This window comes from Nocardia sp. NPDC005998 (genome assembly GCF_040614395.1).
Taxonomy (GTDB): domain Bacteria; phylum Actinomycetota; class Actinomycetes; order Mycobacteriales; family Mycobacteriaceae; genus Nocardia.
Genome location: NZ_JBEXUI010000004.1, coordinates 221,778 through 238,510 on the forward strand (window position 1 = coordinate 221,778; position 16,733 = coordinate 238,510).

General features: G+C 65.3%; 14 protein-coding genes. 9 read left to right on the forward strand and 5 right to left on the reverse strand.

From position 1 onward, the window contains the following. Positions 1-5 precede the first annotated feature (5 nt). Positions 6-839: a tRNA (adenine-N1)-methyltransferase gene (locus tag ABZ293_RS09400; protein ID WP_355178909.1), complete on the forward strand. Its 834-nt coding sequence runs from the start codon at positions 6-8 to the stop codon at positions 837-839. On the opposite strand, the gene ABZ293_RS09405 is transcribed toward ABZ293_RS09400, so the two are convergent. Further along, entirely contained in the window at positions 836-1,321 is a 486-nt protein-coding gene (locus ABZ293_RS09405) for a hypothetical protein (RefSeq protein WP_355178911.1), read from the reverse strand. The two genes, ABZ293_RS09400 and ABZ293_RS09405, sit on opposite strands and share 4 nt — an antisense overlap. A 206-nt stretch (positions 1,322-1,527) precedes the next feature. On the opposite strand from ABZ293_RS09405, the gene arc reads away from it, so the two are divergent. The 4 genes from arc (at position 1,528) to ABZ293_RS09425 (ending at position 6,220) form a co-directional block, all read left to right on the forward strand. Then, a complete protein-coding gene (gene arc, locus ABZ293_RS09410; protein WP_355178913.1) occupies positions 1,528-3,288 on the forward strand; it encodes a proteasome ATPase in 1,761 nt (586 codons plus the stop codon). A gap of 189 nt (positions 3,289-3,477) precedes the next feature. Next, a complete protein-coding gene (locus tag ABZ293_RS09415) occupies positions 3,478-4,113 on the forward strand; it encodes a helix-turn-helix domain-containing protein (RefSeq protein WP_355178915.1) in 636 nt (211 codons plus the stop codon). Then, entirely contained in the window at positions 4,106-5,626 is a 1,521-nt protein-coding gene (locus ABZ293_RS09420) for a glycosyltransferase family 39 protein (protein ID WP_355178917.1), read from the forward strand. Before ABZ293_RS09415 ends, ABZ293_RS09420 begins: the two co-directional genes overlap by 8 nt. A 114-nt stretch (positions 5,627-5,740) precedes the next feature. Then, a complete protein-coding gene (locus ABZ293_RS09425) occupies positions 5,741-6,220 on the forward strand; it encodes a VOC family protein (RefSeq protein WP_355178919.1) in 480 nt (159 codons plus the stop codon). A 115-nt stretch (positions 6,221-6,335) separates the two neighbouring features. Here the strand turns inward: ABZ293_RS09425 and ABZ293_RS09430 are convergent, their stop codons facing one another. The 3 genes from ABZ293_RS09430 to ABZ293_RS09440 all read right to left on the reverse strand — a co-directional run bounded on the left by ABZ293_RS09430 (position 6,336) and on the right by ABZ293_RS09440 (position 9,476). Then, positions 6,336-7,499: a lipase family protein gene (locus tag ABZ293_RS09430; RefSeq protein ID WP_355178921.1), complete on the reverse strand. Its 1,164-nt coding sequence runs from the start codon at positions 7,497-7,499 to the stop codon at positions 6,336-6,338. Positions 7,500-7,674: 175 nt separating this feature from the next. Next, positions 7,675-8,547 carry an LLM class F420-dependent oxidoreductase gene (locus ABZ293_RS09435; protein WP_355178923.1) on the reverse strand — a complete coding sequence of 291 codons (873 nt, stop codon included), beginning with the start codon at positions 8,545-8,547 and terminating at the stop codon, positions 7,675-7,677. Between the two features lie 200 nt (positions 8,548-8,747). Continuing rightward, the gene (locus ABZ293_RS09440; RefSeq protein ID WP_355178925.1) at positions 8,748-9,476 is read right to left on the reverse strand and encodes a peptidylprolyl isomerase; all 729 of its coding nucleotides are present in this window, start codon (positions 9,474-9,476) and stop codon (positions 8,748-8,750) included. Between the two features lie 510 nt (positions 9,477-9,986). Here ABZ293_RS09440 and ABZ293_RS09445 point away from each other — a divergent pair. Beyond that, entirely contained in the window at positions 9,987-11,732 is a 1,746-nt protein-coding gene (locus ABZ293_RS09445) for a CocE/NonD family hydrolase (protein ID WP_355179123.1), read from the forward strand. Here ABZ293_RS09445 and ABZ293_RS09450 read toward each other — a convergent pair. Then, positions 11,729-13,189 carry an aminotransferase class I/II-fold pyridoxal phosphate-dependent enzyme gene (locus ABZ293_RS09450; protein WP_355178927.1) on the reverse strand — a complete coding sequence of 487 codons (1,461 nt, stop codon included), beginning with the start codon at positions 13,187-13,189 and terminating at the stop codon, positions 11,729-11,731. The two genes, ABZ293_RS09445 and ABZ293_RS09450, sit on opposite strands and share 4 nt — an antisense overlap. A gap of 122 nt (positions 13,190-13,311) precedes the next feature. On the opposite strand from ABZ293_RS09450, the gene ABZ293_RS09455 reads away from it, so the two are divergent. From ABZ293_RS09455 to ABZ293_RS09465, 3 genes are all read left to right on the forward strand, one after another. Further along, a complete protein-coding gene (locus tag ABZ293_RS09455; RefSeq protein WP_355178929.1) occupies positions 13,312-14,148 on the forward strand; it encodes a nitrilase-related carbon-nitrogen hydrolase in 837 nt (278 codons plus the stop codon). A 16-nt stretch (positions 14,149-14,164) separates the two neighbouring features. Then, complete coding sequence (hydA, locus tag ABZ293_RS09460) at positions 14,165-15,586, forward strand: dihydropyrimidinase (protein ID WP_355178931.1); 1,422 nt, start codon at positions 14,165-14,167, stop codon at positions 15,584-15,586. Between the two features lie 72 nt (positions 15,587-15,658). Next, a complete protein-coding gene (locus tag ABZ293_RS09465; protein WP_355178933.1) occupies positions 15,659-16,696 on the forward strand; it encodes a TIGR03842 family LLM class F420-dependent oxidoreductase in 1,038 nt (345 codons plus the stop codon). Positions 16,697-16,733 lie beyond the last annotated feature (37 nt).

Sequence of the window (16,733 nt, forward strand, 5' to 3'; positions counted from 1 at the left end):
GATACATGACGGCCAGACGGACCGGGCCATTCACCATCGGGGACCGGGTACAGCTGACCGATGCCAAGGGGCGCCTCTACACCGTGGTGCTGGAGCCCGGTAAGGAGTTCCACACGCATCGCGGCGGTATCAAGCATGACAATCTCATCGGCGCCGATGAGGGCAGTGTCGTGCAGTCCACCAATGGCACGCCGTATTTGGCCTTGCGCCCGTTGCTGATCGACTACGTGCTGTCGATGCCGCGCGGTGCGGCGGTCATCTACCCCAAGGACGCCGCGCAGATCGTGCACGAGGGCGATATGTTCCCCGGCGCGCGGGTGCTGGAGGCCGGTGCGGGTTCCGGTGCGCTGACGTGCTCACTGCTGCGCGCGGTCGGCCCGCAGGGCGAGGTGGTCTCCTACGAGATCCGCGAGGATCACGCCGAGCACGCGATCCGCAATGTCGAGACCTTCTTCGGTGAGCGTCCGGACAACTGGTCGATCACCGTGGCCGATGTCGCCGACTACGACGGCCCGCCGGTCGATCGGGTGGTCCTGGACATGCTCGCGCCATGGGATGCGCTGCCCGCGGTGTCCAAGGCACTGGTCCCGGGCGGCGTGCTGGTGGTCTATGTGGCGACTGTCACACAATTGTCGAAAGTGGTCGAGGCGCTGCGCGAGCAGGAGTGCTGGACCGAACCGCGATCCTGGGAGTCGATGGTGCGCGGCTGGCATGTGGTCGGACTTGCGGTGCGGCCCGAGCACCGGATGCAGGGCCACACCGCCTTCCTGGTCAGCGCGCGGCGGCTAGCCGAGGGCACGGTCACCCCGAAGCCGCAGCGCCGCCCGTCGAAGGGTTAGGCCGGAACGCAGGGGGCCTGGGCAAAGCCGAGCATCAGGCAGCCGCTGGCATCCGAGAGCTTCCAGGTGCCGTCGACATATTCCCAGGTCATTGGCATGGCGGGGGCGGTGCCGTGCGGTGAGGTGATGGTCACCTGGGCGGTCGCGGTGTTGCCGCTGCTGGTGATATCGGCGACCGCGTAGGTCAGCTTGCCGTAGCCGCCGAGCGCCTTGTTCATCTGGTCGATATTGGCGGTGCGCTTCTCGCCGCCGACGATGAGCCCGGCCTTCTCGGAGGTGGACTTGGCCGGGTCGGAAAGGGCGTCCAGGACGGCGGTGAGCGCTTCGGCGGTGGGCGCGGCGGCGCTGCCGTGACCCGCGGTACTGGTCGTCGCGGCGGACAAAGAGGTAGCGGTGGCCTTGACATCGGACTTATCGTCGGAGCCGCAGGCGGTGAGGCCGACGGTAGTGGCCATTGCCGCCGCGGCGATAACCATGGACATGCGAAGTGTCCTGGCGGGAAGGAGCATCGTCAGCAACCTTTCGGTTCGGTCGGCGAAGCAGGTCGCCGTGGCCTGGTTAGGGCAGGCTAACATGGTGGTTCCGCCGCCGATCGCGGCCCAGATGTGATCACGACGAAACCATGTCGGAAAGCGAGAACGGTTCACGCCCGGTAGCGTTGATAGACCGGGACTGGGAGGAGCAGCACATGAGCCCCATCGAGAATTCGGATTCGGCGGCCTGGAGAGAGCTCGAGGCGGTACGCGCCGAAGCGGCTGCACTCCGAAGGCAACTTGCCGATTCGCCGGATCGCGCACGGGAATTGGAAGCCCGCATCGATTCGCTGACCATTCGCAACACCAAGCTGATGGACACCCTCAAGGAAGCGCGGCAGCAGTTGGTCGCGCTACGTGAGGAGGTCGACCGGCTGGGTCAGCCACCGAGCGGGTACGGAATTCTCATCGGTGTGTACGAGGATCAGACGGTCGACGTGTTCACTTCGGGACGCAAGATGCGCCTGACGTGTTCACCCAATATCGACACCTCGACCCTGGAGTACGGCCAGACCGTCCGCCTCAATGAGGCGCTCACGGTCGTCGAGGCCGGAATCTACGACGCGGTCGGTGAGATCGGCACATTGCGCGAGATCCTCGACGACGGACGCCGGGCGCTGGTTGTCGGACATGCCGACGAGGAGCGCGTGGTGTGGCTCGCGGGTCCGCTGGCCAAGGTCGCCGAGGTCGACGATCTCGACGATCCCGACTCTCCGGTGCGCAAACTGCGGCCGGGCGATTCGCTGCTGGTCGATACCAAGGCGGGCTTCGCCTTCGAGCGCATCCCCAAGGCCGAGGTCGAGGACCTCGTGCTCGAGGAAGTGCCCGATGTCGACTACAGCGATATCGGTGGTCTCGGTCGCCAGATCGAGCAGATCCGCGATGCGGTGGAATTGCCGTTCCTGCACAAGGATCTGTTCCGCGAGTACGCGCTGCGCCCGCCCAAGGGCGTGCTGCTCTACGGTCCGCCCGGTTGCGGTAAGACGTTGATCGCCAAGGCCGTCGCCAACTCGCTGGCGAAGAAGATCGCCGAGGCGCGCGGTGAGGATGCCAAGGAAGCCAAGTCGTTCTTCCTGAACATCAAGGGCCCCGAACTGTTGAACAAGTTCGTGGGTGAGACCGAGCGTCACATTCGGATCATCTTCCAGCGGGCCCGCGAGAAGGCGTCCGAAGGTACGCCGGTGATCGTGTTCTTCGATGAGATGGATTCGATCTTCCGCACCCGCGGATCGGGCGTGTCCTCCGATGTGGAGACCACGGTCGTGCCGCAGCTGCTCTCGGAGATCGACGGTGTCGAGGGCCTAGAGAACGTCATCGTGATCGGTGCGTCCAACCGCGAGGACATGATCGACCCCGCGATCCTGCGGCCCGGACGTCTCGATGTGAAGATCAAGATCGAGCGGCCGGACGCGGAATCGGCGCAGGACATCTTCTCGAAGTACCTGACCGAGGGACTGCCGCTGCACGCCGACGATCTCGAAGAGTTCGGCGGCGACAAGGGGCTGTGCATTCGCGCGATGATCGAACGGGTCGTCGACCGGATGTACGCCGAGAGCGAGGACAACCGCTTCCTGGAGGTCACCTACGCCAACGGTGACAAGGAAGTCCTGTACTTCAAGGACTTCAACTCCGGCGCCATGATCCAGAACATCGTGGACCGCTCCAAGAAGTACGCCATCAAGGCGGTACTCGACACCGGCAATCCGGGCCTGCGCATCCAGCATCTCTACGATTCGATCGTGGACGAGTTCTCCGAGAACGAGGACCTGCCCAACACCACGAATCCCGATGACTGGGCTCGCATCTCGGGTAAGAAGGGTGAGCGGATCGTCTACATCCGCACGCTGGTCACCGGCAAGAACGCCAGCGCCAGCCGCGCCATCGACACCGAGTCGAATACGGGCCAGTACCTGTAGGTTTCGAACCGAAGGCCGCGCTTCCGCTGGGAGCGCGGCCTTTCGGCGTTTCAGGGGGTGATCCCACACCGGGGTGGTCGCGAATAGCAGGGGCCGCTTCAGGTGATCGCTCGGTCATCCTCGCGAGGTAGGTGGGAGTCATCCTTGGGGTTGATGTGGCCTTTCATCCGGGCCGCCTAAAATTTGGCCGTGCGGCCAGAAAATGAGACGGTTGGTCAGCGGCGGTCGTTCATCGAGGAGGCGCGGCGGCGGCAGATCATTGCTTCGGCGGTGGAGGTGATCTCCGAGGTGGGGTACGGCAGTGCCTCGCTGGCGCGGATCGCCAAGCATGCCGGGATCTCCAAAGGAGTCATCTCGTATCACTTCGCCGGGAAGGACGAGCTGATGGAGCAGCTGGTCATCCAGCTGTATGTGTCCGCCGGCGAGCACATCGCGCCCGCGGTCATGGCCGCGGAGGGTGCGCACAATCAGTTGCTCGCCTATATCGGGTCGAATCTGCAGTTCATCGATGCGAATAAGAGGTACGTCGCGGCGCTGATCGACGTGGTGCTGAATCTGCGTGATGCGGACGGCAAGCCGCGCTTCGCCTCGGCAGAGGGTGAACAGGAGATCATCCAGCCGCTCGTCGACATCATGCGGGAGGGGCAGCGGCGCGGTGAATTCGGCGACTTCGATCCGCGGGTAATGGCCATGTCGATCCGTGATGCCATCGACGGCGCGGCCGGGCGGGCCATTCGGGACAAGGACTTCGATATGACAACCTATTCGGCCCATGTGTGCCGGTTATTCGATGTGGCGACCGGTAAGAGGGGAAGCGATGACTGATCTGATGGAAAGCGAAGTTCAGCAGCGCGAGAGCGGCGCGGCGACACCGCCGTTCGCCTGGCTCGGCGTCGGGGCGATCGCGGCGGTGGCGGCGATCATGCTGTTCGCCTCGCTGGGGCGGTACGGGTTCTTCGGTGACGAACTGTATTTCCTGTCGGCCGGGCGCAGACTCGCATTCGGATATGCTGATCAGGGGCCGGTGCTGCCCGCGATCGCCAGGCTGATGGATCTGATCGCGCCGGGATCGCTGGTGGCCCTGCGGATTCCGGCCGCGCTGGTGACGGTTGCCGCGGTGCTGATCAGTGCGCAGATCGCGCGGGAGTTCGGCGGGTCGCGGAATGCGCAGGTGTTGACCGCGGTGGCGTATGCGACCTCGCCGTTCCTGCTCGTGCAGGGAACTCAATTGGCTACCAATACGATCGACACGGCGCTGTGGGTATTGATCAGCTGGCTGCTGATCCGGTGGGTGCGCACGCGCCGCGACAGTCTGTTGTTATGGGCAGCGCTGGCTACCGCGCTGGATATCCAGGTGAAATGGCTGATTCCGTTCTTCTGGGTCGCGGTCGCCATCGGGGTGGCGATCTATGGTCCGCGGGAGCTGCTGCGGCGGCCGGTGCTGTGGGTGGGTGCGGGGCTGGTCGTGCTGGTGACGGTTCCGACGCTGATGTGGCAGATCGAGCACGACTGGCCGCAGCTGCGATTGGGTGCGGTGGTCGCGGCGGAGCAGTCGACGGCCGGCGGCCGGTACACCTGGCTGCCGATGGCGCTGGCTTTCGCCGGTCTACTCGGTGGGGTACTGCTGATCACGGGGATCTGGGCGCTGTTGCGCTGGGAATCGCTGCGGCTGTATCGATTCCTCGCGGTGGTCCCGCCGCTGCTGATGGTGGTGTTCATCGCCACCAACGGTCGCCCCTACTACGCGGCCGGATGCTATGCGGCCGTAATGGCGGCGGGCGCGGTGCGCTGGACCGCGAATACGGCGCGGCGGCGCAGGTACGTGACTGTTGCGCTCGTCGCGGTTTCGGCGGCGATCGCGGCTTTCGCTATGCCGTGGCAGCCCGAGTCGTCCATCGATCCGGTCGACAGCCAGGCCGAGGCCAGTATCAAAATCAGCCTCTATGGCAGGTTCGGCTGGCCGGAACTGCGCGAGGCGACCGCTGATGCTTATCTGGCGCTGCCGGAAGTGCAACGGTCCGATGCCGTCATCATTGCCGATTCCTATTGGCAGGCAAGCGCTTTGGATATCGATAGGCAGCGCTACGGACTGCCCGCCGTCTACAGCCCCAACCGTGGCTTCGGATACTTCGGCACTCCGCCGGATTCCGCCACCACGGTGCTGTGGGTCGGCAATGCCGAGGACGAAATGCACACGGCCTGTAGTGAATTGGCTTCGGTGGGACGCGTCGACGCACGCTTGGGCTACCCGGATGTCACCCGCAACGTAACCATCTGGCGCTGTACCGCACGCCAGCCCTGGTCGCGGGTCTGGCCGGATATGCTTCGCCTCGACTGAACCGCCGGGCCGGGCGCGTCCGATTCGTTCAAGACTTCCGGATTCCGCTCGCATTGACTGAACAGTGGCCGGGGCCATTGCCCCGGCCACTGTTCGAGCATCAGGAGGATCGGTATGAAGGCGAATATCAACGCGATCACCTTGGCCGTGCGCGACCTGGAACGGTCCCTACACTTCTACCGGGACGGCCTCGGCCTGTCCTCACCGGGCATCATCGGCACGGAATTCGTCCGCGACGAGCAGTACCCGGGCGGCTCGGTAGCTATGTTCACCCTGGACAACGGCCTCATCCTGTCCCTGTACGCCCGCACCGACCTGGCACTGGACGCCGGGATCCCACCCGAACGCGTCACGGGATCCCCGATCAGCCTGGGCCTGTTCCTCGACAGTCGAGAAGACGTCGACCTGATCCTGCACCAGGCCGAACAAGCGGGCGGGCACCATCGTCCGCCCACCCCTGACCCGCCCCTGGGGCATCTACGCGGGCTACTTCGCCGACCCGGACGACCACCTGTGGGAAGCGGTCCATTTCCTGAACAACACACCCGCCTGACCTACGCCCGGAGCCCGTCGACGAACCAGTCCAGCGTCTGACCGTGCGAGTTGCCTCGTGCTTCGACCTCGGCGAAGTGGCGATAGCGTTGGGAGGTATCCATCTCGATCCGTCCTGCCAGGCTGAATCTGTTGCGTCGGAGGGGGATTCGTGCGTCTAGGTGAACAGGCCGGTGAGGTAGGGGATGAGTTGGGGCCAGGAGGCTTCGACGATGCCCTGGTGGCCGGTGGGGTAGGTGTGGAATTCGTAGCGGGTTGCGGATGCGGTCAATTCGGTGAGTAGGGCGGCGGTCAGGGGGTAAGGGACGGTGGTGTCGTCGAGGCCCTGCGTGATGAGTAGCGGCTGGCGGTACCCGGAGGTGGGGACGGAAAGGTAGTGGGCCAGGCGATCCGGGAAGTCGCCGGTGAGCAGTGGTTTGGCGAGTAAGGAGCCGAGGGGGAGGTCGGTGGCCTGGGCGGGCCAATCGGCTACGCACAGGGTGGCCAGGCGGTCCATGAGGGCGATGCCGGCCGGGGTGAAGTAGCTGTCGATATCGGCGGTGGGGTAGGCCAAGCGCATACCGTCGAGTGCGGCGGCGATATTGGCGGTGACGCCGTCCAGGACGGGTACTTGGGGCACGTATGGGCCCGCCAGGGCGATGGTGTGCTCCAGGTTGGCGGGTGGTGCGAAGGCCGCGGTGCCGCGGAAGTCGAGTTCGGGGGCGTAGGTCGGGGCGAGGGCGCCGGTATTCAGCGCCGCGTGTCCGCCCTGTGAGACACCGACGACCGCCCACCTCGTCGACAGGTTGGCATCGGCGGTGCGTGCGGCGCGAACCAGGTCGATGGTCGCGGTGGCTTCGGTGCGCGATTGCAGGTACGGATGTGGTGTCGCGGCACCGGGATGTAAGCCGACATAGTCGGGCGCGGCCACCGCATAGCCTTGGTCGAGCAGCCGGTGCAGATACGAGGCGTCACCCCTGGCCTGCTTGGTGGTGATTCCGCATTGCGGGCCCATGCCGCTGGTGCCGTGGTCCCAGGCGATGACCGGCCAACCACCGGGCGGCGGTGTGCCAATCGGAGTGAACAGCAATCCCGTCGCCGTTGTGGTGGCACCGGCCGGGCCTTCGGTGACATATTCGAGCACCGAGACCCGATCGAACCCGCCCCAACCGGGCGTTTGCGCGATCGAAGACACCAGTTCGCCCACCGCACGGTCGGCGTGCGCCGCACCTGCGGTCGCCACGCCTGCGACGCCGAGCACGACGGCGACCATTCCCGCGAGACCGGCGCGAATGCGCACGCGATACGAGACGCCCGGCCTGCTCCGACAGTTCGCGTGCATACCCGCTCCTCTGTTCGGTACAGATGTCAGCACCCTATCCACATCCCGCTGTTGCGGTTACCCCTGCGCGAGTCGGGCGCGTCACATCCTCGACGGCACAGGCCCTTTCGCCACCACACGGAGACGATCGCGCGTCTGGGGTGTCGAAAAGGCCTGTGCCGTAGCGAGACCGGTTTCAGAGATCGGCGAGCTGGGAAACGGCGGGAGCCATGGCGTCGATCCAGGCGGCCGGGGAGCCGGTAGTCGGGATGATGATGACGGTGTGCACGCCGAGTTTGGCGTAATCGGCCATCTGCCGAACGAATTCGTCGCGAGTGTTCGGATCCGGGCGCGGATTATTGGCCATCATGGTTATGCGGATTTCGTTGTAGTCGCGCCCGACTTCGTCGCAATGCCGTCGCAGTACGTCGAGTTTGTGGCCGACCTCCTCCGGGGAGGAGCCGAACAGGTTGCAGGCGTCGCCGTACTGTGCGACCAACCGCAGCGTTTTGCGTTCGCCGCTGCCGCCGATGAGCACCTTGGGCCGGTTGATCGGCTGCGGCGAGCACAGCGTCTCGGCCAACTGGTAGTACTTGCCGTCGAAGGGTCCGTTGTTCTGCGGGTCCCACATCTGCTGACAGATCCGCAGTGTCTCCTCCAGCCGCTCGAACCGTTCGGCGATCGGCGGGAACGGCACACCGAGCCCTTGGTGCTCGCGCTCGAACCAGGCGGCGCCCAACCCCAGTGCCGCGCGGCCACCGGACAGGACATCGAGCGTGGTGACGATCTTGGCGAGCAGACCGGGATGCCGATACGTCACGCCGGTGACCAGCAGGCCGAGTTCGATGCGCGAGGTGTGCGCGGCCAGGTAGCCGAGCGTGGTGTAGCCCTCCAGCATGTTCGACTCCGCCGGTAGACCGGTCGGCTCGATCTGGAAGTAGTGGTCCATGAACGACAGCCAGGTCGCACCGGACGCCTCCGCCGCGGCGCCCACCCTGGCGAGTTCACCGGCGATGGCCGTCGTACCGCCATCGATATCGAATATCGGTAGATGAAAACCGAGTTCCATGAAGTGATCCTCTGGTTCTAGACGACTGTGCGCATCCAACGCTATGACTTGGAGTGCACTCCAAGTCAAGTCTGTGGTCGCAAATCCGTCCCGCCCCATCGCCTCTCGCAACCACTAGGGACGTCTTATGAGGTCGCATCTCGGCAGAACCAGCGGTGGCGGTGCCGCACGAAACGGCACCGCCACCGGGGGTGAATCGATCAGCTCTGGGTCGTGGTGACCGAATTCAGGATGACATCGGCGTTCGGACGGCCGTCCTCGGTGCCGAGCACGACACCCGCGTTGGCGACCTTCTCCAGGACGTCCATTCCGCCGGTGATCTTGCCGAAGGGGGTGTAGTTCGGCGGCAGCGGCGAGTCCTTGTACACCAGGAAGAACTGGCTGCCGTTGGTGTCGGGGCCGGCATTGGCCATGGCGACCGTGCCAGCGGGGTAAGTGGCGCCGTCGAGGTTCTCGTTCGGGAACTGGTAGCCCGGGCCGCCCATACCGGTAGCGCTGGGATCACCGCATTGCAGGATGAAGATGCCGCTGGTGGTCATGCGGTGGCACTGGGTGTGATCGAAGTACCTCTGCCCGGCCAGGAATACGAACGAGTTCACCGTGCGCGGGGCGCGGGCGGCATCCAGGGCGATGGTCACCGTGCCGCAGGTGGACTCCAGCTTCGCGGTGTAGGTCGCGCCGGTATTGATCGACACCGCGGGTTCGGCGTCCCACTGCTTGATCTCGGGCTTGACCATATCCGGGGCCACGCATCCGGCGACCGGCGCGCTGCCCGGATTCGCCGAGACGCCGCCCGCGGCGAAGATCGCGAGGGCGGTGCCGACAGCGAATACGCCGAGGCCCCGTAGCAGGGCGGACCCGACTCTGCGAGGCTGGCGCCTGGTGGGCTGATGGTGGTCGAATTGCCGCGCCTGCACGTCGCTGCTCACCGGTCGAGGTCTCCTTCTGTTAGGTATCGCATCGGGCGATGCTCAGCGGATCATTCCATCTCGGCGCCGCGCGCGGAACGAGATGGTGCATTACGACTGCGTCGCAACAGGAACGCGGACGTATTCAGCCCGGTGAATACTCTTGGGCCGGGCGGAAAATCAGCGGAAGCGGCTGGAGGTGTCGGTTAGCATGGCTGCGACGGAGGCACATCTGATCGACCCATGGCTCGGCACGTACTGAATCTCCGGTGATACCGCCTCCGCAGGAGGTGTATCGACTTGTCCGGATACGCATTCGGCAGCATCGCGCAGCGATTCGATGAGGGGTGGCGGCCCGGTGGCGGGTGGGCCATCGTTCGTCTGCTCACCGCCGTGGTGTGCGTCGGTGCGTTGGTCGGCGGGTGCACCGCGAGCACGGATACGAAATCGTCATCGTATAAGGGTGCTTGGCCGCCCAACGAAGACCGGGGTTCGTGTGCGGTCGACAAGCAGACCGATGTCGCGGCGACGATGCGCGACGGCACGATCCTGCGCGCCGATGTGTACCGTCCGCAGACCAGCGATCCGGTGCCGGTGGTGCTGATGCGCACCCAGTACGGCAAATCCGCAGCCCAGATCCAGCCCTCGCGCTATCGACCGCCGGACTGGTTCGCCTCGCACTGCTACCTGGTGGTCGTCCAGGACGTCCGCGGCATCGGGAATTCCGAGGGCACCTTCACCGAATTCGGCAATGACACCCACGACGGCTACGACACGGTGGAATGGGCCGCGCGACTGCCCGGTTCGAACGGCAAGGTGGGTATGTACGGTTCGTCGTATGTCGGTGCCACGCAATGGCTTGCCGCCATCGAGACGCCACCGCATCTGAGCACCATCGTGCCCGCCAATACCGCCTCCGACTATTACGACGGTTGGACCTACGAGGGCGGCGCATACCGGCTCGGCTTTGTCGAACCATGGGCCATGGGCACCATCGGACTCGAATCCGCCGAGCAGCGTGCCGACAAGGCCACCGCGGACCAACTGGGCACGGATCTGCAGAACATCACCGCATGGCTGAATTACCGCCCGTACAAGGACTTTCCGCCGCTGCAACCGGGCAATCCGGCCGTCGCGCCGTGGTACTTCGACTGGATCCGCAACTCGGTGCGCAACGACTACTGGAAGCAGTGGAGCATCCGCGACCGCTACCCGAATGTGCGGGTGCCGGTGCTCGATATCGAGGGGTGGTACGACGCCTTCCTCGCGGGCGGCGTGGAGAACTTCACCGGCATGGTCGAGCGCGGCGGCGACCCGCAGGCGCGGCAGAACCAGCGATTGGTGATCGGCCCGTGGGACCACCTCGGTTGGGGACGGCCCACCTCGACGATCGCGCCTCGACTCGAGCAGTTGGGGGCGGTCGGCGACAGTCCGATCAACGAGTTGATGCTCGCGTGGTTCGACCACTTCCTGAAGGGACAGGACAACGGCGTATCGGGTAAACCGCGCGTCGACTACTTCCTCATGGGCGCGAATCGCTGGAAGTCGGCGCCGAATTGGCCGCTGCCGCAAACACAGTGGAAGGAATACTACTTCGCCGATAGTGGCGCCAACAGCGTGGCCGGGAGGGTCGGCAAACTGGTCGAGCGGGCGCCGAACGGACCCGCGGCGCTCGACCGGTATGTCTACGACCCGGCCTCTCCGGCACCGAGTATCGGCGGACATTCGTGCTGTTCGGTGGGCTCGGGCCCGCAGGGACCGTTCGACCAGTCGGCGGTCGAGCAGCGTTCGGATGTGCTCACCTATACGAGCGATCCACTCACTGCGGATACCGAGGTCACCGGTCCGATCACCGTCAAGTTGTGGGCATCGTCCACCGCACCGGATACCGACTTCGTCGCGCGGCTGGAAGTGGTCGCATCCGACGGATCGGCGGTCAACCTCAACAATGGCATCATCCGCGCCGCATTCCGGGACTCGTTGTCCGAACCCGCCGCCCTGGTGCCCGGTCAGCCGTATGCGTTCACCATCAAGATCTGGCCGACGAGTTATCAGTTCAACGCGGGCGACCGGATCCGGGTGGCCATCAGCAGCAGCGACTATCCGCAGTACGCGCCGAACCCGAATACCGGCGAACCTTTCGGTGACAGCGCCCGGACACAGCCCGCGACGCAGACCATCTATAAGGATGCCGAGCACCCGTCGTCGGTGGTGCTGCCGATAATTCCGGCCGGAAATAGCGGCTCGACCAGCTTCGACCTCGAGCCGGGGTCTTAGCCGCGCCGGACACGGCGGTAGGTGGGCGCGGCAGTGGTCGCGGCGGCGAGTTCGCTGGTGAGCCAGTCCAACTCGCCGTCGGCGATTGCGGCGACGGTAATGCGCAGGTGGTCGCCGTGCGGGTGGTCCTCGACCTCGAAGGGGCGCCCGGGTGCGGCCTTGATACCCGCGGCGGCCAGGGAGATCATCGCCGCGTTCTCGTCGGCGACCGGTAACCAGAGGTTGATGCCGTCACCACGGGCGACGGTGATGCCCCTGCGCGCCAGGGCACGGCGGAGTTCGGTTGCGCGCCTGCGGTATTCGGTGCGAGCGGCCGCGACGGTACGCAGGGCGGTGTCGTCGTCGAGCATCGTGAGCAGCAGACGCTGTAGCAGGCGGCTGGTCCAGCCGGGGCCGAGCATGCGGCGATCGATCATTGGGTCGAGCAGATCGGCCGGACCGCCAACCACCGCGAGACGCAGATCCGCGCCGTGCGATTTGGAGTACGAGCGGATGTGCACCGTCTGGTTCGGCAGTCGCGATCCGAGGGAACGCAATGCGGTGGAGGCGATTCCGGCGGAGTGGTCATCCTCGATGACGAGGGTGCCGGTGCCCGCGAGGATATCGGTCAGTTCGCGCGTGCGGGCGGTAGTGAGCGAGGCACCCGTCGGATTCTGCGCACGGGGCTGCAATATCACGGCGGTGACACCGTGCTCGGTCACGGCGCGGTCGAGATCGTCCGGTAGGAGGCCGGATTCGTCCATACGAACCGGAATCGCCCGCGCACCCAGACGGGCGAGCAGGTCGAGAAACGGTGGGAAGCAAGGATCTTCGACCGCGACCGCATCGCCGAGGCGGACATGACTGGTGAGCAGTCGGTCGATGGCGTCGAGTGCCCCGTCGAGCACCGCGAGACGTTCGGCGCGGAAGGGCCAGTCGGCGCGCACCTTGGCGGCCAGCTCCGGCAGCACGGCCGCATCGAGGTAGTCGGCGGCCAGACCGCCGCCGCGACCGTGCTCGGTGATCGTGTGCAATGCGGCGACCAGGTCCGGCAGTAGTTCCGGATCGGGGGTGCCGCGGGACAGATCGATGCGGAAGGCGCTATCCGAGGGGGGATGCAGGCGCTGGTAGCGGCCTGTCGGCGGTGCCGGACGGGTGGCGGGGCGTTCGCCGACGAATGTGCCCGCGCGCCCTCGCGCGACGATTGCGCCGGTGGCCGCCAGCGCCCGCCAAGCCTGGTTGACGGTGGCGGGGGAGACCCGCAACTCGCGGGCGACTTCGCGCACGGTCGGCAGCCTCGACCCGGGTGCGATGGCACCGGAACGAATCCGGCGGCTCACCGCGGCCGCGATTCCCGCCGGGGTTCGATCATCGAGATCGGTGTTGAACAGGCCGGACCCGGCTACGGCAGGTGCTTGCGGGGTGTCTCGCACATTGTCTGCGGGCACCTGCGGCGCGGTAGCGGGGTCGAAGTTCACAGCGTCATTCTGCGTCGGGCACAGCGCCGGAACGATGACCGGCCCCAAGGTTTACGGCTACGAAACTGTTTCCGCAATCTTGTAACACAACCGAATTGGTTCGCAGTGAAGTATAACAAAGCATGGGAATCGTTCGAGCCGCGCTCGTCCAGACCAACTGGACCGGCGATAAAGAGTCCATGATCAAGGCGCACGAGGACTACGCCCGTCAGGCCGCCGCGCAGGGCGCCAAGGTGATCTGCTTCCAGGAGTTGTTCTACGGCCCGTACTTCTGCCAATTGCAGGACGCGAAGTTCTACGAATACGCGGAATCGGTGCCCGGGCCGACCACCGAGCGATTCGCCGCCCTGGCCAAGGAACTGAGCATGGTGATGATTCTGCCGGTGTACGAGCAGGAACAATCGGGTCTGCTCTACAACACCGCGGCGGTCATCGATGCGGACGGCAGTTACCTCGGCAAATACCGCAAACACCACATTCCGCAGGTCAAGGGGTTCTGGGAGAAGTTCTACTTCCGACCGGGCAACCTGGGCTGGCCGGTCTTCGACACCGCGGTCGGCAAGGTCGGCGTCTATATCTGCTACGACCGGCATTTCCCGGAGGGCTGGCGCGCACTCGGTCTGGCGGGCGCGGAGATCGTCTTCAACCCCTCGGCCACCTCACGCGGCCTGTCCGGCTACCTCTGGAAGCTGGAGCAACCGGCCTCGGCGGTCGCCAACGAATATTTCATCGGCGCCATCAACCGGGTCGGCATCGAGGAATACGGCGATGACGATTTCTACGGAACCAGCTATTTCGTGGATCCGGAAGGTAAATTCGTCGGAGACGTCGCCTCGGACACCGATCCCGAACTGGTGGTCCGTGACCTCGATATGGATCTGATCAAGGTGGTGCGCGACCGCTGGGCGTTCTATCGCGATCGCCGCCCCGACGCCTACGGACCACTGGTGGCTCCCTGAGGCTGGTGATATCGATATGACGAAAACATTCATTCACGGCGGCACGGTGGTCTCGGCTACCGGATCGCAATTGCTCGATGTGCTGATCGAGGGCGAAACCATTGTCGCGGTCCTACAGCCCGGCTCCACCGCGCTCGGCGCCGACCTGACCGCATCGGCGGACGTGGTCATCGATGCGACCGGCAAATATGTGATCCCCGGTGGCGTGGACGGCCACACCCATATGCAGCTGCCCTTCGGCGGCACCGAGGCGTCCGACACCTTCGAGACCGGCACCCGCGCCGCCGCCTGGGGCGGTACCACGACCATTGTCGACTTCGCCGTGCAGAAGCCAGGGGAGCGGGTGCAGGACACCCTCGGTCTGTGGCATGAGAAGGCGGCGGGCAACTGCGCGATCGACTACGGATTCCATCAGATCATCGGTGAGGTGAACGACGAATCCCTCAAGGGCATGAGCGAATTGGTGGCCGAGGGCGTCACCAGCTTCAAATTGTTCATGGCCTATCCCGGCGTCTTCTACTCCACCGACGGCCAGATCCTGCGGGCCATGCAAGCTGCGGGCGACCTCGGCGCACTGCTGATGATGCACGCGGAGAACGGCATTGCCATCGATGTGCTGGTCGAACAGGCGCTGGCGCGCGGGGAGACCTCGCCGTACTACCACGGCGTCACCCGGCCGTGGCAGATGGAGGAGGAGGCCACCCACCGCGCGATCATGTTGGCGCAGTTGACCGATGCACCGCTGTATGTCGTGCATGTCTCGGCCAAGCAGGCGATGGAACAGATCGTCGCCGCACGGGGTAACGGGCAGAACGTCTTCGGTGAGACCTGTCCACAGTATCTGTACCTCTCACTCGAAGAGCAGTTGGGCGCACCGGGTTTCGAGGGCGCCAAGTGGGTGTGCTCGACGCCGCTGCGGTCGCGGGCCGAAGGGCATCAGGACGAGTTGTGGCGCTATATCCGCACCGGTGCGGTCACCTCGGTCAGCACCGACCACTGTCCGTTCTGCATGAAGGATCAGAAAGAGCTCGGCGTCGGCGATTTCAGCAAGATCCCCAATGGGATCGGCGGTGTGGAACACCGGATGGATCTGATGTTCCAGGGTGTGAAGAACGGCTGGATCTCGCTGGAACGCTGGGTCGAGGTGTGTTGCACCACGCCCGCGCGGATGTTCGGGATGTACCCGCGCAAGGGTGTCATCAGCCCGGGTGCGGATGCCGACATCGTGATCTACGACCCGAACGGGCACACCAGCATCGGATTCGGCAAGACCCACCACATGAATATGGACCACTCGGCCTGGGAGGGCTTCGAGATCGATGGGCACGTCGACACCGTGCTCTCACGCGGCCGCGTGATCATCGATGACGGTGCTTATCTGGGCACTGCCGGGCACGGCCGGTTCATCGTCCGCGAACTGTCGCAGAACTTGATCTGACGCCGCCGACTCGAACGGCCCACGTTCCATTCGAAACGGCCGACGTTCTTGACCCGAAATGGAGAGTGCCGCATGGATATCGGTGTGGTGCTGCAATGCACACCTCCCGCCTCGCGGGTGGTCGAATTGGCCAGACAGGCGGAGACACACGGCTTTTCGCATGTGTGGACCTTCGATTCGCACCTGCTGTGGCAGGAGCCCTATGTCATCTACAGCCAAATACTGGCCGCCACCCGCAAGGTCGTCGTCGGCCCGATGGTCACCAATCCGTCTACCCGGGACTGGACGGTCACCGCGTCGACCTTCGCGACGCTCAACGATATGTTCGGCAACCGCACCATCTGCGGTATCGGCCGCGGCGACTCCGCGGTCCGCACCCTCGGCGGCAAACCGGCCACCTTGGCGACATTGCGCGAAGCGATCGAGGTGATCAGGGAACTCGGCAATGGCCGCAGCGCCCGCGTCGACGACACCATCGTGCGCTTCCCGTGGGCCAGTGCCTCGCGACTGGAAGTGTGGGTGGCCGGATACGGGCCGCGTGCGCTCGAGCTGACAGGTGAGGTCGCGGACGGATTCATCCTGCAGTTGGCCGATCCGGATATCACCGCGTGGACGATCGCCCGGGTCCGTGCTGCTGCCGAGCAGGCGGGCCGCGATCCCGGATCGGTGAAGATCTGTGTTGCCGCACCGGCCTACGTCACCGACGGATCCGCCGCCGCGATGGCGCACGCCCGCGAACAGTGCCGCTGGTTCGGTGGCATGGTCGGCAATCACGTCGCCGATATCGTCGCGAAATACGGTACCGACGGTGATATTCCGCATGCGCTCACCGATTACATCGCGGGCCGCCGCGGCTACGACTACAACGAGCACGGCCAGGCGGGCAATACGCACGCCGAATTCGTGCCGGATGCGATCGTGGATCGCTTCTGCCTGATCGGCACGCCCGACGAGCAAGTGGCCCGGCTGCACGAACTGGAGAAGCTCGGCGTCGACCAGTTCGCGGTCTACCTCCAGCACGACGCCAAGACGGCCACGCTGGAGGCGTACGGGGAGTCGGTGCTGCCGCGGTTGGCGCATCCGGTCACTGCGACGGAGGGCGCCGAGTGATCGCCGCGATGGTGGTGACCCTCGTGCTCGCGGAGTC

Bases quoted from the DNA above. Each gene is read 5' to 3' on its own strand.
- ABZ293_RS09425 (WP_355178919.1), top strand. From the start codon at position 5,741: ATGAAGGCGAATATCAACGCGATCACCTTGGCCGTGCGCGACCTGGAA.
- ABZ293_RS09465 (WP_355178933.1), top strand. From the start codon at position 15,659: ATGGATATCGGTGTGGTGCTGCAATGCACACCTCCCGCCTCGCGGGTG.
- arc (WP_355178913.1), top strand. From the start codon at position 1,528: ATGAGCCCCATCGAGAATTCGGATTCGGCGGCCTGGAGAGAGCTCGAG.
- ABZ293_RS09400 (WP_355178909.1), top strand. From the start codon at position 6: ATGACGGCCAGACGGACCGGGCCATTCACCATCGGGGACCGGGTACAG.
- ABZ293_RS09435 (WP_355178923.1), bottom strand. From the start codon at position 8,547: ATGGAACTCGGTTTTCATCTACCGATATTCGATATCGATGGCGGTACG.
- ABZ293_RS09455 (WP_355178929.1), top strand. From the start codon at position 13,312: ATGGGAATCGTTCGAGCCGCGCTCGTCCAGACCAACTGGACCGGCGAT.
- ABZ293_RS09445 (WP_355179123.1), top strand. From the start codon at position 9,987: ATGCGCGACGGCACGATCCTGCGCGCCGATGTGTACCGTCCGCAGACC.
- ABZ293_RS09405 (WP_355178911.1), bottom strand. From the start codon at position 1,321: ATGTCCATGGTTATCGCCGCGGCGGCAATGGCCACTACCGTCGGCCTC.
- ABZ293_RS09420 (WP_355178917.1), top strand. From the start codon at position 4,106: ATGACTGATCTGATGGAAAGCGAAGTTCAGCAGCGCGAGAGCGGCGCG.
- hydA (WP_355178931.1), top strand. From the start codon at position 14,165: ATGACGAAAACATTCATTCACGGCGGCACGGTGGTCTCGGCTACCGGA.
- ABZ293_RS09430 (WP_355178921.1), bottom strand. From the start codon at position 7,499: ATGCACGCGAACTGTCGGAGCAGGCCGGGCGTCTCGTATCGCGTGCGC.